At 54.9% G+C, this 21027-nt stretch carries 16 protein-coding genes; 4 read left to right on the top strand and 12 right to left on the bottom strand.

Going from position 1 to position 21027, the window contains the following annotated elements; all coding sequences use genetic code 11:
* Positions 1-3: 3 nt before the first annotated feature.
* The 8 genes from Q7F15_RS08470 to Q7F15_RS08435 form a co-directional block, all read right to left on the bottom strand.
* Positions 4-2283: an amino acid adenylation domain-containing protein gene (locus tag Q7F15_RS08470; RefSeq protein ID WP_212133161.1), complete on the bottom strand. Its 2280-nt coding sequence runs from the start codon at positions 2281-2283 to the stop codon at positions 4-6.
* On the bottom strand, positions 2277-4784 hold the full coding sequence (locus tag Q7F15_RS08465) for a lantibiotic dehydratase (RefSeq protein WP_304415412.1): 2508 nt from the start codon (positions 4782-4784) through the stop codon (positions 2277-2279). The genes Q7F15_RS08470 and Q7F15_RS08465 overlap by 7 nt, the downstream gene beginning before the upstream one ends.
* Positions 4781-7378 carry a lantibiotic dehydratase gene (locus Q7F15_RS08460; RefSeq protein WP_304415411.1) on the bottom strand — a complete coding sequence of 866 codons (2598 nt, stop codon included), beginning with the start codon at positions 7376-7378 and terminating at the stop codon, positions 4781-4783. Before Q7F15_RS08460 ends, Q7F15_RS08465 begins: the two co-directional genes overlap by 4 nt.
* Before the next feature lie 12 nt (positions 7379-7390).
* Positions 7391-8632, bottom strand: coding sequence for an MFS transporter (locus tag Q7F15_RS08455; RefSeq protein ID WP_212133164.1), 1242 nt, complete (start codon positions 8630-8632; stop codon positions 7391-7393).
* Between the two features lie 19 nt (positions 8633-8651).
* The gene (locus tag Q7F15_RS08450) at positions 8652-10010 is read right to left on the bottom strand and encodes a metallopeptidase TldD-related protein (protein WP_212133165.1); all 1359 of its coding nucleotides are present in this window, start codon (positions 10008-10010) and stop codon (positions 8652-8654) included.
* Positions 10007-11389 carry a TldD/PmbA family protein gene (locus tag Q7F15_RS08445; protein ID WP_304415410.1) on the bottom strand — a complete coding sequence of 461 codons (1383 nt, stop codon included), beginning with the start codon at positions 11387-11389 and terminating at the stop codon, positions 10007-10009. Before Q7F15_RS08445 ends, Q7F15_RS08450 begins: the two co-directional genes overlap by 4 nt.
* A gap of 102 nt (positions 11390-11491) precedes the next feature.
* Positions 11492-11614 carry an ammosamide/lymphostin RiPP family protein gene (locus Q7F15_RS08440; RefSeq protein ID WP_143862700.1) on the bottom strand — a complete coding sequence of 41 codons (123 nt, stop codon included), beginning with the start codon at positions 11612-11614 and terminating at the stop codon, positions 11492-11494.
* 5 nt (positions 11615-11619) lie between these two features.
* The gene (locus Q7F15_RS08435; RefSeq protein ID WP_171564568.1) at positions 11620-12177 is read right to left on the bottom strand and encodes an NADPH-dependent FMN reductase; all 558 of its coding nucleotides are present in this window, start codon (positions 12175-12177) and stop codon (positions 11620-11622) included.
* Positions 12178-12558: 381 nt separating this feature from the next.
* Here Q7F15_RS08435 and Q7F15_RS08430 point away from each other — a divergent pair, with 381 nt between their 5' ends.
* Both Q7F15_RS08430 and Q7F15_RS08425 read left to right on the top strand, forming a co-directional pair.
* The gene (locus Q7F15_RS08430; protein ID WP_212133168.1) at positions 12559-13962 is read left to right on the top strand and encodes a helix-turn-helix domain-containing protein; all 1404 of its coding nucleotides are present in this window, start codon (positions 12559-12561) and stop codon (positions 13960-13962) included.
* A gap of 295 nt (positions 13963-14257) precedes the next feature.
* Positions 14258-14464: an aspartyl-phosphate phosphatase Spo0E family protein gene (locus Q7F15_RS08425; RefSeq protein WP_171564741.1), complete on the top strand. Its 207-nt coding sequence runs from the start codon at positions 14258-14260 to the stop codon at positions 14462-14464.
* Positions 14465-14711: 247 nt separating this feature from the next.
* Here Q7F15_RS08425 and yjcZ read toward each other — a convergent pair whose 3' ends face one another.
* A complete protein-coding gene (gene yjcZ, locus Q7F15_RS08420; protein ID WP_171564566.1) occupies positions 14712-14801 on the bottom strand; it encodes a sporulation protein YjcZ in 90 nt (29 codons plus the stop codon).
* Between the two features lie 550 nt (positions 14802-15351).
* Between yjcZ and Q7F15_RS08415 the strand changes: the two genes are divergently transcribed.
* Entirely contained in the window at positions 15352-16239 is an 888-nt protein-coding gene (locus Q7F15_RS08415) for an AraC family transcriptional regulator (protein ID WP_304415409.1), read from the top strand.
* Between the two features lie 78 nt (positions 16240-16317).
* Positions 16318-16875 (top strand): cupin domain-containing protein, encoded by a 558-nt coding sequence (locus Q7F15_RS08410; protein WP_171564564.1) that lies wholly within the window; start codon positions 16318-16320, stop codon positions 16873-16875.
* 175 nt (positions 16876-17050) lie between these two features.
* Here the strand turns inward: Q7F15_RS08410 and Q7F15_RS08405 are convergent, their stop codons facing one another.
* The 3 genes from Q7F15_RS08405 to Q7F15_RS08395 form a co-directional block, all read right to left on the bottom strand.
* On the bottom strand, positions 17051-17680 hold the full coding sequence (locus Q7F15_RS08405) for a cyclase family protein (RefSeq protein WP_171564563.1): 630 nt from the start codon (positions 17678-17680) through the stop codon (positions 17051-17053).
* A gap of 120 nt (positions 17681-17800) precedes the next feature.
* Positions 17801-19321, bottom strand: a complete 1521-nt coding sequence (zwf, locus tag Q7F15_RS08400; RefSeq protein WP_304415408.1) for a glucose-6-phosphate dehydrogenase — start codon at positions 19319-19321, stop codon at positions 17801-17803.
* A 209-nt stretch (positions 19322-19530) separates the two neighbouring features.
* Entirely contained in the window at positions 19531-20946 is a 1416-nt protein-coding gene (locus Q7F15_RS08395) for an FMN-binding glutamate synthase family protein (RefSeq protein ID WP_171564561.1), read from the bottom strand.
* Positions 20947-21027 lie beyond the last annotated feature (81 nt).

Below are 21027 nucleotides of genomic sequence, written 5' to 3'. Positions count from 1 at the left end.
CCCCTACTCTTTTATCACGTGGCCGTATGGTATATGAATCAGATAAAACGGCATGCCCAGTTTGGTGCGCGGCCGCTGCAACTCCTGACGAATGACTGCTTGCGTTGTATCGCGGCCGCCCTGCTCCCATTCGAGAAGAAGCTGTCTGCACAAGTCGCGCCGCCGTTCTATGCGACAAGTGGCCTCCAATTGCTTCAGGATTTCCACCGATTGCTCCCCGCCGCGCCCCGTTTCGTACGCGATGGCAGCAGCGGCAATTCTGGCTCCTTCTGCACGGTTGCAGCTGCCTACTTCCAGCGCGTGTCGTTCGCTCTTGCTAAGCCAGTCGATGCACGCGTCCACCATTCCCCGCTCCCGGTACAGGGAACTGATGTTGCGCGAGATCACGTCCATATGAAAATGATCCGAGATGGCGCCTGCCTCCTCGTACGCCCGGATGAGCTGTTGCAACGCCGCTTCCTCGTCGCCCATGCACAGGAGCAGAGCCGCTTCCCGATAGAAGTAGATTTTGGCGAAGAGACGGCTGCCGCTGCCGCGGAGGAACTGTTCAAAGCGGCGCCAAATCTTCAGGGCCATGTCCAGATTGCCCATCTGTTCAGCGACCACGCTCATATTGGAAACCAGATTGATCTTCAAATGCAGCGCTTCCGAGTTGCTTTGGCTCTTGAGAAACTGAAACGCCGTCCTGCACAGTTCGTACGCTTCCTTGTACCGCTTTTGCATGAAACGGGTGAGCGCAAGCGTGTTGTGCAGCCAGCCGCGCTCGATCATGGTCGCCTCATCCTCCAGGCCGTCGATCTCTCGCAACCCTTGATGCGCCAGGACTTCGGCGCGCTCCACGTTGAACTGTCGCTTCGTGGCCACCAACGTCAAATAGGCGTACAGCTGGGCGCGCATGGTAGGGGTATCCGCGACCCGGAGTGCCTGTTCGTATGCGGCGTTCACCTCGTCGTAGTTCCCCAGGTATGCCTGCATCAGCCCGCAGCGCTTCCACAGGTAGACTCGCTGCTCCACTGAGAATGATTCTTCCGTGCGCAGGGCCAGCTTGACGAGAGCAAGCACGTTTTCGTAGTTGCCCCAATGTTCAGAAATCGACACCGCCTGCTCTACATGTGCGAAACCATCCGCTGTCAGGCCTGCCATTAAAGCGTGATAGGCCAGGTGGCTGTAGTACTCCTCCGCCGTCCAGTATGACGGGCATCCACGCGCTATCAGTTTTTCGTACAACAAGCGGTGAGCAGCCTGCACTTCCTCTTCACCGGGCGCTTCCGGCGAGTCGAGCTGCTCCGCCAGAAGCAGTCGGTCCCGCGTCATCGCCTGAATACCGGCCGCGGTCCATACGTGCTCGTTGGCATGCACGGCGCGATAGAGCCGCAAAAACGCCTGCTCCTCCGCTGTCCATTCGAATGTGCCCAGCCCTTCTCCGGCGCCGGCTAGCAGTGCCTGCACCAGCATCGGCATGCCGCCGCTTTGCCTGTACATCTGCGGGACCCGTTCCACAAGATCGGGGCGCTTCGCTTCCACGAACGCGCGCACCTGGTCTTCCGTCCACGCCTGCAGCTCCATGACACGCGGCTGCACATCGCCCACCAGATCAGACAAGAACTGCGCGCGAATCCGGCGAACATCGAACAATACCTGGAGCGGATTGCCTTCCTGCGCTTTCGGCGCTGGCCGCGGAACGCTGCGCATCGTGGCGACGACGCGGATGTGCGGATGGCGGCGCAGCAGCAGATTGTGGAAGGCATGAGCGGAGAGCCGGTCAGCCTCATCCAGGCGGTTAATAAACAGCCAGAGCGTTTTGCCTGCCAATGAAGGGCAGCGTTCCATCGCTTGCAGGACGAGGCTTACGGAGCCTGTAATCAGGCGAAACACCTGCTCATTTTCCCGCGAGAGACGCCGTTCGGAAGCCGAAAGGGCGATCTCTTCAATCCTGACGGTGTTCGCAAACAGCTCGTCGTCCCTGGCATGGGGGAACAGACTGGTCCACTCGGCCGCATGTGCCTTGAGCAAGTCGGCAGCCTCCTGCCGAAGAACGGGTTCCAGCGCCATGAGCATCGCTTTTAGCCCGTAAAAAGAGTGGGACATGCGCCCGGTTACGTCGATCGACACGGCGAGATGACCTGCCTGGTGCACGTCTTCTGCTGCCTGTGCCATAAGCATGGCACCGCCCAGCCGCTCTTCTCCGATCAAGAGCACTGCCGCTTCTCGCACGGATTGAAGCTGATCGATCAGCGAGCGGTTCCAATCAACTTTCACAGACGTTTCAGGAACGGCTACCATAGTCCGCCTCCTTTGTTCTCGGTTCTGGTCTTCCACACGTTCATGCGAAATTCGCAGGAATATCGGCCCGCTTCACTGGTCAGCCACAACTGACCCGGCGTCGGCAGCATTTCTTCGATCAAGAGCCGCTCATTGTTTTGCACGATCGAGCGCAGCATCTCAACGCAGAAGAAGTTGCGAAAATCCACCACATAGGGCTTGCGCTCCGACAAACCGCGAATGTAGACCACGTCCGGCATGCCCTGCTTTTCTTTAAAGCGGAATACGTTGAGGAACGCAGCTGCATCGTCTTTGTCGAGCAGTTCCGCGACCGCCTGTGCCCCGCATTCCCAGCGTTCCCGCTGGTAGACTGCTCCGTCGATGACGATGCGCGGGGTATGGTCGCCGAGCGAAATCGGCATGTGTGTCAAAGCCGGCAGGGCAAACAGCATGAAGGGCAGATACGTTACCTGATCAGCCAGTTGAATGTACAGGCGGATCTCTTCACCACTCTTCACGTTTTGCAGCCCGAGTGTGCCGTCTTCCTTCAATACGACCTCCAGATCGTACATCGGGATGACGTCGTCGCCCTTTTTCAAGGACAGCTCTGAAAACTGCATCGCACGGCCCGGAAAATCGTAAAAGCCTTTGTTGCGGCGGACGACTTCCGGCGCGACGAGCTGACGGAACTCAGCCGTTTTATTCAGCTCACGGCACAGGTCTTCCCGCAGTGCTTCCCGGTTCGGGTAGAAGATGGTCATCCAGTTTGGCACGAGCAGGTGGCTGTGCAGCTTGCCCAGCACCACCTGAAAATCTCCCTTCGCCATCGCATCGATGCTTTCACTGGCGATAAACAGGTCCGGCAAGCTGTACATAGGCATCGTGACTTCGCGAATCGGCAGTGCAGCGCTGGAAAGCTCGACACAATGCGGGCTGTCAGCCGCTTTGCAGCGGACCAGTTCTTCGATTTGCCCGACGACTTGTGGTTTGAACGGTTCCAATGAATCTGGATACCTGTCCCGCAGCGCGTTCACAAAGGTGTAATACGGAACGGGAGCGCCACCGTTGGAGATGGAGTCAAACACTTCTTTGCCGAGCCTTTGCGCATGCAGCCATAGTTCGTAGCCGTAGTACGCGCTCAATTCCAGCGCCCCGCGCAGGTCTTTGCACAGCTTTTCATGGAACTGCCTGCCCATGACAAATCGCTCGATGTGCCCTTTTGTTTCCTCGTAGAAGATGTAGCGGTCGGCATAGAGACTGCCGCTGCCCCGGCGGGCCGATTCTCCGGTCTGCTCGGTGAATCGCGCTTCGCCTTCGCTGATCAGCTCGATGCGGGCCTGCAAATCCTGCTCGGCCGACATGCGCGCAAGCCATGCCTCCCAACCGCGCAAGCGCTCCAGCCACATCTGCCGTTGATCGGACGGCGGCAGCGCCGCTACTTGTTCGATCACGTAGGGGAGCGGGTTCCCCAGCGTTGACGGAACGTGCAGTTCCTGCTTCAACAGCCCGGCTTGCAGCAGGTGGGAAAGCGGCTTTTCCACAGTCAGGCGCTCCTTCTCGTCCAGAGGGGCGAGCAGCTCCGGCAGGCTTTTCGTGCCGTCCGCCTTCCTGAGCAGGGAGGCCAGCGTACGGCCTACCGTTACGGTTTTTCCGCTGTTGTGCAGGTGCAAAATCCCTTTCTCCGGAACCGCCTCCACCATCGGATGCAGGTGGACCGGGAGATGAGGCCGGAGCGTATTGTCTTGCCTGATGGCTTCCGCCAGGCGCTTGATCGCCCAGAAAGCCAGGAATACTTCGCGATGCCGGATGATGTCGCCCGTTTGAAAACGCGCGTCGAGGTATGACGGATCAGAATCGTCGATGCTGCCGTAGTTCAGCGGGCCAAAGAAGCTGGAGGTCTCGTTTTTTCCGCACAGGCGCTGCACGTAATGGAAGAAGCGCCGCTCCATGCGTTTGACGGCCGCGTTTCGGTCCGGCAGCGGTGTGTAGCTGAGATACTTCGGGACGTTGTTTGCGTACATGTCCGGTGAGGAGAGGTAGACTGCCTCCTGATACTTGCGATCTTTCACGAGCTGGCGCAGCTTTTCGCGTTTTTCGGCCAACTCCTGCTCAAACGTCTCCGGCACCAGCGCCAGCAATTCCTGGTAGTCTTTGGCAATTCGGTCCCAGGCTGCCGCGCAGTCGAGCAGCTCATTCGGGCCGGTGAGTTCCAGTTCGGCCAGTTTGACAGCGGCGCCTGTCTCCCGGCGCTGTAAGAACCGCGACAGCTTCTGCCTGCTTTTTCTCGGCAACCCGCCGCTTCGTTCGGCGATTTCCAGCAGCGCTGCCGTCTGGACATCCAGTGAACGCTCTACCTGCACAATCTGCCGTGCCATGTCGCTGGTGCGGGGAAACGCCAATGCTTCCAGCCACTCAAATGGAAATCCGGTGCTGCGGATGATGTAGTACGGGAAAAAACGCCATTCAAAATCAGGGGAAAACGGCTGCGTCCCCGCCTGATTTTCGGCCGTCATCATGTTCATCGCCTATCCATCCTCGCTTCCTGCTTCTGCCTCAAACCGGCAGAGTAGTCGTACACATAACCTGTCCGGAGTTCAAACGTATGCACACCGATATCATCATGCCACCACAGATGCTCCGGGCCCGGATACATCTCGCTGATCGACACGCGGTCCGTCTGGGCCGCCACCCGCACCATCCACTCAAGCGACCAGGGGATGGACAGATCGACATACATCGGTTTCTCGCCCGCCTTCCATTTCACAAAAAAGCGGTCGGGCAGATCGAACTGCATCTGCTTGCGAGCCATGTGCACAAACAAGGGGAACCCTTTCAGTTCCAGGGAATCAGCCCGCATGTGTTCGGCCGGGATCTCCCACCGTTCACGCTGCATCACCACACCGTCGACGACGATGCGTGGAGAGCGTTTCACATCCGCCTCCTCCTGCTCGCTGGAAACCGTAATTGCGATCGGCACCACGCATGGCAGGGAAAAACAACCGTGCGCGGCCGAGTGCAAATCTCCCGGATAGAGGGTGAGCGGCTTTCCGTTTGCCCAAAGCGTGAGCCGCCCGTCGATCTCACGTACCTCGACCTGATGGATCGGAATGACATAGGCAGGCTCTTTGGTCGAAACGGCGGAGAGCAGGATCGTATGGCCCGGCAGCTCCGGAGTGACATGCTTGTTTCGCCGCTCCGTGATGATTGTAGCCATGCGCTCCCACTGCGGCATCCTTTGAATGCGCTGTTCAAACCGTGCCCACAGCGCCTCTGGATCATCCGCAAAGTACGCCATGAACCCGTTGAAAATCGTTGAGCAGTCATCATGCAGTTCTCCGAGCACCAGCCGGAACTCCCCTCGCTCGACCGCATCAGCAGAAGGTGCCGCGACCATGATATCGGGACTTGGCAGGGTCATCTGCAGGTGAGCCAGCGCTCGTTCGATCTCTTCCTGGAACGGTTCCAACAGGTCGCGGACCTCTTCCTCGCTGATGTGCAGTTCGCCCCCCGAATGTTCCTCCTGCCGCTGGCGCAGCAGCGCTTGGATGCGGGATTGGAATTGACGGGTGTACCTCATCTCCGGTTCGCCCTGCTCAAACAGCGGGATCATGTCGATGTAGCGGACCACTTTCCCGTCCGCCGCCAGCTTGCGGTACAATGTCCTGCCCTCCTGTTGGTAATCCATCCATTTCAGGACGGCAGCGGCTGTCAGAAGTTTTAATGTTGTTAAAAACGAACCGGTCAGCGCCCGATAGAGGGGGCCGCCAATCGTCAACGCGGAGAGCGTGCCTGCACAATCTTCGTACAGCGCGGTGCGGTCCGCATACAAGGCTCCGCCCTTTCGCCGCGTATCCTCTTCCACCAGGTCAGCGAGCTGCCTTTCCACATCCTCCCACACCTGTACGCGCTCCGGATACGGGGTATGTTCCAATAAGACCCGGAAACCTTCCAGTCTATCGATCAACTCCTCCCCCGCTTGACGCGCCGCTGGCGGAAGTGCCGCCAGCTGGTCCCGCAGTTCGGCCAAGGCGTCTACGCGCACCGGAGAGAGGGGAATCGACAGATCGATCAACCGTTTGTTCTTGAGCTCATGCAAAAGCGCGATCAACGCAATTTCATCCATGGACAATTCCGCGGCCACTCGCGAAACGGTCTTCTCGCCGTCCAACGCCAGAAACACACGTGCATGCGCATCCGGCAAGCGGAACGTCCGGTTGAGTCCGTGGAAATGAAACGTGTGGCTGTCCAGGGGGCGCACCAGCGGATTGGGGCGCGGCTTCAGATGCGGGAGGATTTCGTTGCGCCCGGCCAGCTTTTGCGCCAGCAGCTTGACATACCAATGGGCGATAAACACGCGCCGCTTTCCCAGGACGTTCCCTTCGCGAAACGCGCGTCGAATCGCTCGCGGCTCTGCGGCGTTACACGTTCCGTAATTGACGGGCCCGAAGAACGACGTCGTGTCGTTCTTGGCACAAAAGCGCTGCAGGTACGCAAAGATCATTCGCTCGGCACCTCGTGCGGTGCTGTTCCAGTCCGGTTCTGGCTTGGCTTCCCAGTCCTTGCTGTACTTTATCACTCGCTGAAAGGAAGACGGGCTGCTGAGAAACACCGCCTCCTGAAAACGCGGATCGTTCACCTTCGCCATCATGACGCGGCGCACGCGGGCCAACTCCGCTTGAAACAGCTCCTCCCCCGCCGCTATTGCCTCTGCCCGCCTGCTTTCCAGCTCGTTCCACTCATCCACAAAGTGCTCCCAGTCTGTGTTTTCATACCGGCGGCTCTTCCAAAAGGCCACATCGTCCAAAGAGAGCGTCCGGTTTTTCATCACGCGCTTCCTTAATTTGTACAGTGTCGGAAACACCGCCGACCCGACCTCTTCCCGCTCTTGTTCATACGCGATCAGGCGGGGAAACAGCTCGTGCACAAAGCGATCGCGCAGCCGGTCCTGCTCCTGCTCCAGTGCGAGCAGCCGCTTCGCTTGCGCCAGCGTTTGTGTGCACCGCAACTCTTCCAACCATTCAAAGGGAAAGCCGGTCGTACGAAACACGAAATCCTGCAGCAGCTCCCAACCGGTATCCAGCGAATGCGTCTGCACCGCTTGGCTGTTTTTCAACATCAAATCACTTCCCTATCCCTGTGTAGAAACGGAAGATGGAACACGGTGGGCAGTCCGGGTCAGCCACAATCCAACCACGCCGCACAAGATCAGCCCGACGCCTGCAACCTTGTAACTGTCAGCTGCTCCCAGCCACCCGATCAACGCACCGGCCAGCAGGCTGGAACCGGACTCGCCGATAAAGGCGGTCGTCGATTGCATGCTGAACACTTTGCCAAGCCGGTCGTTGGGCACGGAGTTCTGCACGAGCAGAATCTGCGGCATATCGATCAACGATTCCGCCGCGCCGGCCAGGAAGGCGAAGCCGACCGCCAGGACAAACATGTCTGTGGAGCCGATCAGGAAGTAAAACAAGCCCCAGAGCGCCCAGCCGCTGAAAATGACCCTTGCGAATTTCTTGATCTGGATTTTGCCGAGCAGAAGCGTCATCAGCAAGTTGCCGACCGCAAACGCGCTCAAAATGATCCCATACCCCTTGGAGCCCATGTCCCACACCTGATCGGACAGAATGGGAAGGCCCAAACGGTCAAGACCGACAATCAGACAAAGACCCACGCCAAAGAAAAAGATGGACCAAAACAGCGGACGAACGGTTTTGACGAAGAGGTAAGTATCGTAAATGTCCCGGAATACTGATACCTGCACATTCTTCTTTTCAATCGGCGGTATCTTGGTCGGCAGCAGGGACAGAATCGAGACGACGTAGCTGGCGGCGGTGATCAGATAGATGAAAATCGCGCTGGTCTGCGCAATCAGCACGCCTCCGATCATCGGCCCGATGGCGCGCATCAGCTGGAAGGACGCCTGCATGAATGAGTTGCCTGCCGACCAGAGTTCTTTCGGCATAAAGCTCGTAAGCGACGCTCTCATCGCCGGGAAAAAGAAGCAGCGTACCGTACTGAGCACAAATGCCGTAATGGCCAGATTCCATACGTGCAAAAGATCGAGCCAGTAGAAAAAGGGTACGGTGAGGAGAGAGACAAGGCGGATGATGTCCCCGTACACCATCACGCGTTTGCGGTCCCAGCGATCGGCATAGGCGCCGCCGAGCAGCCCAAAGAAGATGTATGGTGCCGATGTGGCGAGAACCACAAGACCCGCGACGAATGAGGAATTGGTCATTTTGTAGGCGAGCCAGAAAAACGCAATCTGGTACAGGGAGTCCCCGAAATTTGCGGTCGTTTGCCCGATCCACACCAACACGTAATTCGGGATGGTGAACAATTGCTTGTACCCGGCTTGATCGTGTGCCATAGGAACATCCTCCTCTGCTTCAGATGACAATGTGCCCCTCCTGTACCTCAGCATCGTCAACAAAGATCGTTGGCGATCCGGCGCCCTTTGCCTGAAGAAAGAACGTCAGGTCGCTGCCGAAGGAAGAGAGTTTGCGGAGAAAGCGGAACGGATGCAGGGCGACTGCTACCGAACTCACTTGTCGTTCGCGCTTGCCGCCGCGTATCAGCCACCCGTCGGCAACAAACCTGATCATCCCGTTTTGGCTGACAAATTCAGGCGGCTGGACTGCGTGAACAATCTCCACGCCCAGATCGGTCTGCCTCCTCCATTCCGCGTGATCCGTCCCGCCAGGTACAAAATAGATATTGCTCGGACTTACACTGTCGGAGTGGTTCCGCGAGCGAACGCCATTGCCTGTGGAGGTGACGCCCCACCTTTGCGCCGTTACCGTCGAGTGCAGAAACTTCGCCATGACGCCGCTGTCAATCAGCACCGTGCGTTGCGACGGTGTTCCTTCCTCGTCAAACGCACGACTTGCCCATCCGCCCGGCAAGCAGGCATCATCGACCAGCGTTACATGCCTTTTGGCCAGCCGCTTCCCAATCAGACCCGCCAACTCCGGTGAGCCCAACAAACGCGGCCCGGAAAACAGGATGCCGTATTTGCGCGCGATGTCAGCCCCGATGCTGGGCGGTATGGACAGCCGAATGGTGCCCGGTTGAAGTGTCGTCTCTTCCCGCGGCCATGCCAGCAACTGACCGATCCGCTCCTCAAGGTCACCCGTCCTGAAATCAGCCGCTCGAAGCGCGAACGTTCCTTCGAGCAAAAATCCGTGTCGCCCCTCCAGCAAGAGCTGGAGACTGTACTTGTTTGCTGCATCCGACATCATCTGGCCGTCTGAGCGAACCAGCGCCGTGAATGTGCGCCCGCTGATGCACTCCCAGCGATGCAGATGAAAGGCGGAAGGGACGAATCGTTCCTGCCATTTCCGCATCATGTCGCGGATTGCAAGAAAATCGACGGCATCCGTGTCCGAATCAACGTGTGCATACCGCCCCTGCCTGGCCGCATCGACCCACGTGATCTGCTTCACCCGCTCTCGTGGAGTGCGGATCAGTTCGCGCACCGTCTGGATCAATCGGCTCTCGATGCCGGCAGCATTCAGCGCGTCGGAAACAAACGTCACGGTCTGTCCGTCGACGTCCAACTGCACATGCACATTGCTTTCCGCGCCGCTTCTCAATGCGACTCCTTGGTAAGGTGTCCAGTGCAGGCGCACCATCTCCTCCACACGCAGGAAAATCTCCACGTTGTCAGCGCCCGCCGCCACTGCCCTTTCCGCCAGCCGGACCGCCCAATCGTCGACGCGTACGTTATCGATCACCCCGATGTTCATGATCTACCAGCACCCGTTTCCACATGGATTTTCTTTATCCGAATCGTCGGCTGACCGACACTGACCGCGAGATTCATCTGGTCAAATTTGTGGCACGTCGCGTGGCGGGAATGATGCATCCGGAGATCGCAGCCGACACGGTCGATGGAAGACAGCAGATCCGGACCGTTGCCGACCAGCCACAGGTCGCCTGTCGGACGCGTAATCCGGCCGTTCTCGATCAAAAAACCTTCCACCACACGCACCCGAAACCGCCCGGTGGTCAGTTCCGTCTCTCCCGTGCCAAGTTTGCGAACATACAGCCCGCGGGAGGTTTGACGCACAATTTCTTCAGGCGTGTACTCGCCTGCTTGAATAAATGTGTTTGACATCCGCGGAATCGCCGGGTATCGATACGACACACGCCTCCCGTGTCCGTTCGAATGCGTATCCCACCGCTTGGCGGCCGTACGGTCGTACATCAGTTCCTGCAGCCGGCCATTCTGGATCAGCACGGTGGATTGGGCCTTTTCCCCTTCGTCATCCACGCGATAACTGCCGGACAGACCCGGTATGGTCGGGTCGTCAACCAACGTCACCTGCTCCGATGCCACAGGCTGTCCAAATTTTCCCCCGTAGACTGCGTCCGGATGGGCAGCCAGATCGCCCTCCAATCCATGCCCGCACACTTCGTGGATCAGGATCGCAGGGTTTCCCGGCCCCAGCACCACGCACCAGTCTCCTCCTTCGATCTCTATGTACTGTTGCAAATCGTCGAACTCAGCGAGTGCCGATTGAACGAATCCGGCAAACCCCGCACGCAGTTCTTCCAGATTGAGGCCGCCGCAGGAACGGCTCATGTACATGGGACGCGACTCTTCCGTCCATTCCCCCTGGATGTCGATCGTGTAGTAGGAGCGGTGATCGTCAGCATAGAAGCCGTCGGATCGGGCCACGGTGATGCGCTGGTCAAACGAGGTGACACTTTCCATGCAACGGCTGTTCACCCGTCCGGCTGCTCTGAACCCCCGCTGCCACCTGTCATGCAGTTCTTCAAACGCTGCAACCATCGCCGATAAGGATACACCGACATGTTGAGCCTCCTCATCGCCGACCTGCTTCCCGCTGCGCACTTCTCTCAACAAGGCCGTGTTCCGGCTGCTTTTTACATGCTCCAGGAGATCGGCAGGTGACATGGGAAAGTGGAGGTATTTCATTCCCATTTCACCTGAAATACGCACCCCAACCCCCTGACCAACTGTCACTCTCCACTCTGGCTTTTCGCCGCCCCGCCTCGTGCGGAGCGAGTGGACCTGCTTTTCTTCATGAAATATCTCGACTTCCTCATGCCCGTACGCCAGGAACTGCTGGATCAACTCGTTTGCGAGCGCTTTTTCCATCACACACCCTCTCTGTTCATGAGGATTCTTAAATAGATACTGAAGCGGAAAGAAAAGGCAAGATGACCTATCAAGCGGATGATAGATCATCTTACCCGCAGGCTACGCAAGCGGTGCGATCTTGTCTTCGATGTCCTCCAGGAGAAAATCAATGTCTTCCAGCTCTTCCAGGTCCAGATCTTCATTGTTTTCCACTGCTTCTTGTTGATTTTTTACTTGTTCCATGGGACTCACCTCCTTTCCATTTCCACACGATTGCGTAGGGACAAAACGTTTAACTCCCGCTGCAGTCCGGCAATGACGCTCTGCACGCGCTTCCGGCAGGCCTCATTCAACTGCCCGTTTTCGTCCAGCTCGTGTTCACTGGAAATGGCAATCTCTTCTGGAATCACGTTTGCGTGCAGCGTACGAAACACCTGCCGCAGGCTCATCAGCGTCAGAATTCCTGCCTTTAGGCCTCCCGATACGGCCAATAACGCAATCGGCTTATGTTTGAATCCCGACCCATCCTGATAGTCCAGCAGATTTTTCAGCGCACCTGTGTAGCCGCCGTGATACTCGGGCGAACCCACGATAAAAGCGTCAGCTTGTTTGATCTTTTCCGAAATTTCGATCATTTTGTCCGTTTGCGGTACCGTAAAACTAAACAGCGGGAAGTTTGTCTCCGCCACACAGATCAGTTCCGTTTCATGACCTTGTTTTTGCAACAGCTTTGCGAACAGATTGAGTACGCGCTTTGTCACCGATTCCGGGTTCATGCTGCCGTTGATCAAGACGATTTTTGCCATGACGTTCTCCTCCGAATTTCCATAAAAATGAAACTTTTCTAACATATTACATGATATGGCACGACCATTCAACCCCGTTTTTGACGATGCACCCATTCGTTCCGTTCAGCCTCACCGGAAAAGGAGTTCTTTCCTGTATCTTACATTTTTTCCATCTGGTCGTGAAGTCCATGTGGGCCCGCAAATGTGCACTTTTTTTCGACACACCCCCAGCATGCCCAAACAAAAAGGGGCAGTCGGAAATGATCGCTGCCCTAATCTTATTCACCCAGCCACCCGAACATTCTGAGCAGGATGGGAAAAGCGCTTGTCTATCATCTTATGATATTGTAATATACAGGAAAATAAGGGTGATTTCTCTAATTTCTTGGGGGAGTGCTTATGGGATTTCAACAGGTGCGCCGGTCCTTGCGATCTGAAATTGAGCGTCAGATTAAAAAGCACGGCTACACACTCAGGAAACTTAGCGAAATAACTGGCATTAATCAGGGACATTTAAGTGCCATCCTGAACAGAAATCCTCCTCGGGCAATAACGATTCGGCAGTTGGATGCTTTGGCTACAGCTTTTGGACAGGCTCCGGGGTGGCTGTACGATTTGTACGAAGAAGAGTGTTTCTCCGAGGGAAAAGTATCACGCCCACGACTGGTGCCATATTTGATCCGCTGTGCGGAAATCGGAAGGCAGGATTGTATTGAGTCGATTGTCCCCAAATTGCTGGAGAACCCTAAACATGTGTCGATTCTTTTCTCCGTGGCCGAGCAGCTATTTGAGACCGGAAAACGAAAAGAGGCAGTGCCATTTTATCAACACGTTATAGATAACGAAAAGGACAGCCACAACGATCGTTTTGTGTTGGCTCACTATCGGATCTTTCAATCGCTGCAAGGTACAAATGCAGAAGAACATTGGGAGGCGGTCATACGTTTTGCCCCCTATCGAAAGCGGCTGCCTGAACAGTATCAGTTAGATGCGCTATTAAAACTGGCGAATGCTTGCTTTATGTTACAAAAGTGGAACCAGATTGAAACATACGCTGACGAATTGCGTGCGCTTGCAATGGCAGTATATGAAGACCAATTGCGAAAAAAGCAAAGTAACAAGGAATTCGAACCGTTAAAAACAGAGCGGCACCTGGTTGTATACTATGGGCAAGGATTTCTTGCAAAAGGCGTGGCATTACAAATGCAAGGCAGGTACGAAGAGGCCAAAACGTATGTGCAGGGATACGCCGATCTTGGGTGGTTTCAACTTTTGGATGAAACTGGGCGAAGGGAAGTCGAGAAGTTCCGAATCTGGGCGAAAGCCAATCTCTATACCCTTGATCTGTTAACGGGGAATATCGACGTTCTGCCGGAGTACGTGGATTTTCTGATGAAATACCCCGCCGAAATACCAGCGGGATTATTAACCATTATGGAGTCAGCCAGTAAATATGATATTACCATTGACCATATTTTGGAACGCTTTTCTGAGGAAATTGACCGTTTCAAGCAATATCAAGACCCAATTAATATTGGCAGACATTATCATTTTCGTTATTGTAAAACTATATATGAGTTTAAAAGGGGGCGTATTGCCAAAGCTCTCGAAGAAACGTTACTGTGCCTTTCCCTTGCTGATAAGATGAATCACTACCAAGCCTTCAAACGTTGTACAGAATTGTTCTGGGAGCACCGACACCAAGCATCCAAGCAGCAGTTAAGCGTCTTTGAAGAAATTTTAAAAGGAGGTTCAACAAATGAATGTAAAAACGTTGTTCCTTCCGCTTATCGTCATATTTAGTGTATATTGCGCTATTGCGATGCCGATTGAAACAAGTCAAACTATAACCATGCTTACACACGGATTCGGCGGTTGAGCAATGAAAAGCACCCTTTGGGGTGCTTTTCATTATTCCATTTTTTTCAGCCCGGAAGTTTTGGGATACCATTGTATAGTAATAATTGTCCTTTATTGTCAAAAAAAGGAGGTGAATCTCATAATCACAATGATTAACGAAAAGGACGTTCCTCCTCCTCGCCAGAGCAAAGGAACGCCCCCAAAAAAAGAGAGACGACTTCCATATGTAAAGTCTACCATGCAATCATTTGAACAGGAAAGAAGCAAATTTCCACATGTCTATGACATCGTAGGAATAACGGAAGAACTGCGCCGGCAGTTGGTTCAATTGGTTCAGGAGACGGGCAGCCTGTCAAATGATACCGTGGTGGAGCTAAGCCAACGCTTGGACCAGTATATTCTGGCGATTCAACACCGGATGAATGAGAAAAAAAAGAAGCTGTAAAACAAATACTCCTCTTGGGAATCAGGTGAGCGGCTGGTTCCCAATTTGTTTTCTCCGGGCAGTTTCGTTCGGCGCACTCCCCTTTGCACGTAAAAAATCCCTCCCCCAACCTGAGGGAAGGATTGAAAGAGCGATGCTGCAGTGTTCTCGGGTCAACATGCTTATGCGATTCCCCTCTGCTGTGTGAAGGGGAAGAAATTGCAGCTGCTTTTCTCTTTGCCTTACCATCGACGCAAGTGAATCCATCCTAGTCGCAAGAACAACCCACGATCACCAGCAGAATGAACAGTACCAGGACCAGCCCAAATTCGTCGAAACCGTTGAAGATTCCACTCATGGTTGGATCCACCTCCTCCTGTTGATTCAGTATTTATGCTATGTCGCAAGAAGGAAACGGGTATAGACTGGTGTCATGGAATGAGCACAATTTTTCCGATACCGTTCAAGCCGAGAAATGTACCCCATTCCGGACGCTTTATCCTGACAGCTCTGTCCGCTCCTGTTACCAGCGGTCTTCCTCAAAGAGAATGAAGAAGAGGAGCAGGATCAGAATCAATCCAAAGAACCCTCCGCCAAAGAAACCGTGCTTCCCGCTCATGTTATTCCCTCCCTTCCATCTCGCCATGAGCAGGGCATCCTGTGTTTGTCCCTACCCAGGTTATACTATGTATGGCATCATCGGCCTGTCTCGATTCTCGTCTACTTGAGAGTCAAAACAGGCGGATTTCCGTCCGTTCACCATACAGAATGACAGCATAAAACGGGCCTTTCTCTCATGAGCCGGTACACAAAGCAGCGACACACTCGAATCCCCTGCAGGATTGGGCACGAAATGTCGGGTGAGTCGATTCCTCACCTGCTATGCTGTGGATAAGGAGGCGAATTCAATGGATGTGCTGACGAACTGGAACAAGGCAATCAAGTATATCGAAGACAATCTGACGAACGACATTGATTGCAAGGAAGCGGCACGGCTGGCTTTATGCTCCGAATATCACTTCAAACGGATGTTTTCTTTCCTCGCAGGGATTACCCTGTCGGAATACATTCGCCGCAGGCGCCTGACACTTGCTGCGTTTGAGCTGCAAAACAGCAGCGCGAAGGTCATCGACATCGCGATGAAATACGGGTACAACTCCCCTGATTCGTTTGCCCGCGCATTTCAGAGCCTGCATGGGATCACACCGTCGGAAGCCAGAACAAACGGCCATTCCCTGAAAGCCTATCCTCTAATGAGCTTCCAATTAACCATTCAAGGGGGAAACGAAATGAACTACCGCATCGTAGAAAAAGAGGCATTTCGCATTGTGGGGATCATGAAACGAGTGCCCATCGTGTTCAAAGGAGTGAATCCGGCCATCGCCGACATGTGGAAAAGTCTGGACATGCATACGATCCAAACACTCAAAAGTCTTTCCAATGTCGAGCCAATGGGGCTGATTCAAGCATCCACCAACTTTTCGGAAGGGCGAATGGAGGAAAAAGGAGAGCTCGATCACTACATTGGCGTGGCCACGACGAACGAGTGCCCGGAAGGTCTCACGCAGCTGGAAGTGCCCGCCTCCACCTGGGCTGTATTTGAAGCAGTCGGTCCTTTTCCCGACACGCTGCAGAATATCTGGGGACGCATCTATTCCGAATGGTTTCCCACCGCGCACTATGAACAAACAGAAGGTCCGGAAATTCTGTGGAACGAGCATGCAGATATCCATTCCCCCACGTTTCGCAGCGAGATTTGGATTCCGGTTGTGAAAAAACCGCACGCGAATGGATAACGATTGCTTCCTATACACCCATGCACAGCAAACGGCATAGGCTATGGTGCATGATGAATGTATGGGAGGCGAATACGCATGTACCAACAACCGTGGGGATACCCATATTGGCATACTCCCGTGTACGACTGGACTCCCAATCCGTGGAGCTACCAGTGGAATCCCTATTATGCCCATTGGAATCCCAGCCGCTATCCTCATGACAGACGGATCAACCTGACCGATCATGGCAACAGTCCGTTTGTCGTGAATATTGAACAGGCGGCCAAACAAAACCAGACGTACCGGACGGCCATATGGACAGGAAAGCACCTCCAGGTGACGGTGATGAGCATTAATGTGGGCGATGACATTGGTTTGGAAGTCCATCCGACTACGGATCAATTCATACGGATTGAAGAAGGACAGGGACTTGTCCAAATGGGGCCAAGCAGAGATCGCCTGGATTTTCAGCAGATGGCCTATGAGGACGATGCCATCATGATCCCTGCCGGCACATGGCACAACGTCGTGAATACCGGTCACAAACCGCTGAAAGTGTACGTGATCTATGCGCCGCCTGAACATCCGTTTGGGACCGTCCATGAAACCAAACAAATTGCCATGGCTGCCGAAGAAAGCGGACATGACCGCTGAATCAGACGGATGGATTCCATCATGACAGTGGAGCATGCCGGAGCCGCAGCACATGAAAAAAGCAGATCGCACCGTGCAGCTTCACAACACGGTGCGATCTGTTCGTTTCCATAGCGTTTTGTTACGAGCGCCCGCTCTTTCTTCTGGGAAGGGAAGCGGGAAATGCAGACACAGGCTATGATGCCGTGGGGGCCAGCCCGGTAAACAGCAGGACGCGTGCAGGTGCAGCGTCGGTCCCCACGATTTTCAGCGGAGCCGCCACCATGAAATACTCGCCTGCTTCCACTTCTTTCAAGCGAAGGCCTTCCATGACGATCACGCCGTGTTGAAACAGGATGTGATGCGTCGGATGGCCCGGCTGATCCCGCTCGATGCCAAGCGCATCAATGCCTATTCCGCGAACGCCCAGCTGAGCCAGATATTCGGCTCCATCCTGCGCCAGGAAGACAAAATCAAAACGGAATTCATCAACATCGGAGTTTCTGGTTTTCAAGAGAACAAAATCGCCCTTGCGAATCGCAAATCGCTCCAAGTCCTCCTTTGTGATCCGGTCGTGGACCCCTGTCAGATCCAGCACAGTGCACATGCCGACCAGACTGTCGAGCGGTATGCTTTCAAACGTGTCCCCGTCGGTCATCATGTGCAGCGGCGCGTCAATATGCGTGCCCGTGTGCACATCCATGTCGATGCGGGATTCGGTTACATATCCATTCGTGACCGTTTTCAGCTTTGGCTGCTTTTCCGGTTTGTTTTTGTACACGGCCATGCCTTCAAAAATTGATCCGGTTACATCGTAGATTTTCATGTGGAGTCACCTGCCTGGACATATGTTTTGAAAATGGCTGCTATTCCACTGCAAATACTGCTGTTCCACAGCATCTGCCGGTTTGTGCCCGATCTCGCCATCACGTCAATGGAAAGGCATCTACATCGATGCGGACAGCATTTCCCTGCGAACCACCAGCGTTCCTTCTTCCGCATGGCGGTTGAGTTCCCACCATGAAAAACCGTCTTCCTCCAGCAGGCGAAAAGCGGCTTCGGGACCCTGCGTGCCGGCTTCGTACAAATGAAGCGGAACTTGCTGATCGGAGAAGGCGTCGAGAATGGGCTGCACCCACTTCCAGCACCATTCAACCTCTTCCCAATGGGCAAAGAACGTAGAGTCGCCTCGCAGCGCGTCATAGAGCAACAGCTCATAGGCTTCGGGCACATCGTTGGCATTTGCCGCAAACTCCATGGTGATCGGCTCCACCCTGCTGTCTTTCCCCGGATGCTTGCTGTTTAATTGAAACGAAACACCCTCGTGCGGATTTACATGGATGACCAACAGATTGGGAGCTGGATTCACATGGACGGGATACGACTCCCTCAACGGATTCTTGAATTCGATCACGATTCGGGTCGACTTCTCCTGCATGCGCTTCCCGGTCCGGATATAAAAGGGGACCCCGCTCCACATCTCGTTGTCAATCCACAGCCGGGCGGCGACGAACGTATCGGTGTTCGACTCCCTGTCCACCCCCGGCTCGTCCCGGTACGCCACTGCCGGCTTCCCGTTGATCCATCCGCTTCCGTACTGCCCGCGAACCACATGCTTGGCCACGTCTTCCCGACGCAGCGGACGCAGCGCTTTTACCACCTTGATCTTTTCATTGCGGATTTCCCGGGCGGAAAACTGCCGGGGCATTTGCATCGCCGTCATCATGAGCAGTTGGAGCAGGTGGTTTTGAAACATGTCCCGAATCGCGCCCGCCTTGTCGTAATACCCTGCCCGTTCTTCCACCCCGACTGTTTCGCTGGCGGTAATCTGGACATTGGCGATGTGTTGATTGTTCCACAACGTCCGCAAAATGGGGTTGGCAAATTCCAATACCTCGAGGTTCTGCACCATGGGCTTGCCAAGGTAATGATCAATGCGGAAAATCTCCTCTTCGTCGAAGAACTGCCGCAAGGAACGGTTGAGTTCCTGGGCTGACCGGAGATCGTGCCCAAACGGCTTCTCGATGATCAGGCGTTTCCAGCCTGTTGCCGAACCCAACTCACTGTTTGAAATATGGGAGGCAATCACGCCAAACAGCTCCGGTGCCACCGACAACGAGTAGATTCGGTTTTCCGGAATCTTCCCGTCCTGCTCACGCTGCCGGATGCGCTGCGCCAGCTTCCCGTAATCCTGCGGTTGCGTCACGTCCATGGCGCAGTAGTGAAACATGCGCAAAAACTGCCCCGCACGGTCACGATCGTCATCCCAGCGACGGGAGAATGTTTTCACCGACTGTTCCACATGAGCACGAAAGTCCTCATCGGACATCTCCCGTCTTCCGGTACCAAAGACAGCAAACGCGCGCGGCAGCTTGTCATCAAGAAACAGATTGTATATGGCAGGATATATTTTTCTTTTTGCCAAATCCCCTGTTGCTCCAAACAGGATAAACGTCATCCCATCCATCCTTACACCCTCCGTAACTGCATATGACTGACCTGTTGTTGACGGATAACCGTGACGAACTCAATACATCGAACAATGATACATTATGATTCTTTCAGCCTAAATAAACAAGTATCTACTCAAGCAAAAATATTTTTTGTCATTTTCTGGCAATCGGCTGAACATAAAAAAACAGCACCTTTTCACTGGTGCTGCAATTGTTGTCCACTTCACCGGACGAGCTCATCGGGTTGCGTGACCAGCCGCACTTTCGTGACGGCGCTCGTCCATCTGTCAAGAGCAACCAGATCGTCCGCATTCACGTCCCTCACAGACGTTTTCCCCAATGCGCGAATGGCAATTTTCATCTCTTCTGCAAAGGCTTGAAGCAAGTTCTCCAAAGACCGCGCCGCCTTTTCCACTTCAAACTCGTCTTTCAGGCTTCCCGTGTAGAAGGCGAGCTGCGTGGGCGGCTCCCACGGAATCGCTTTTGTCACCTGATCATGGGCCATCCCCCACAGCAGGGCCGTTCCCATATAGACGCCGTCCGCTCCAAGGGCGAGCGCTTTCAAACATCGGCCGGGCGTGGCATATCCTCCGCCGGTAAGGAGGGTGATCCGGTCTTTTACGCCCCGTTTTTTCAGATATTCCACGGCACGGGACAAGGCAAAAATCGTCGGCAGGCCAAAATCGTCTTCCAGAATAGGCTCTCCCGCTTTTGTGCCGGCATTGCCTCCGTCCAGACTGATAAAATCCACCCCGGCCTGTATAGCGGCTTCCAGATCCGCTTCCAGCTGTCCGGTGGCACACATCTTCACTCCGATGGGGATGCCTTGGGTGATGGTGCGCAGTTTCTCGACCAGGGGCTTCAAGTCCTTCGGTTCGACCAATTCCGGAAAGCGGGAAGGGACGACGAGTACCTCATCTTCCGGAGCATGCATAAGTTCACGGGCCCTTCCCTTCAGATCCTCGGGCGAAATCTCGGTCCCGGCCCCTGCAACCGCCCCTTGGCCGAGACGAATCTCGATCGCGTCCGCTTGCTGGAGAATCTCTGTCTCTTTGGCCCAGTATCCGGAATGGTACTGCAGGATGTAGTGGGCGGCGCAGGCCCTCTCTTCGGGCAGCAAAGGGCCTAAACCTGAGTTCGTCGCGGTTCCGACCGCAGCCGTTCCTTTGGCGATGGCGATTTTCACCTTTTCAGACACCCCGATCCCGTAGCCCATCGCTCCGGCCAGCAGGGGGATGTTCAGGATGAGCGGCCGTTTGGCTTGCGGGCCGATCGTAATCATCATGTCGACGGGAGCGTTTTCCGATGCGGGCAGCGTGGCAAGCTGAGCGGGAGAAAAAACCAGGTTGTCATAGAACAGATATCGGCGCGGGGTGCCAAACGGTCGTTTGATGACGTCTCCTCTGGCTGCACGCATACTGTTTTCCACGACAATCCGGGGGCTTGTCCTGGTCAGCGCCGAGACCATCTCCCAGATGTTTTCCGGGTAACGGTCTTCCATCAGCCGTTTCGTAAAGCGCCCGATCACCCATTTGATCATGGGCCGGGCAGTCGCGATGGCAATCAGAGCCGCACAGAGAATGGCCAGGCATGCGCCAATAAACGAGCCGACGAGAAATTCCCCCCAGTTGATGGTCATGACAACCTCCTTGCACTGTTTCTTCCATCATTATCCCGCTCATGCGCGCTGTCTATGCACTGATCGGCTTGGGCCTAAGCC

The sequence above is a fragment of the Brevibacillus aydinogluensis genome, from assembly GCF_961514395.1.
Taxonomy (GTDB): Bacteria; Bacillota; Bacilli; order Brevibacillales; family Brevibacillaceae; genus Brevibacillus; species Brevibacillus aydinogluensis.
This window is presented reverse-complemented; position numbering and strand designations above follow the sequence as displayed.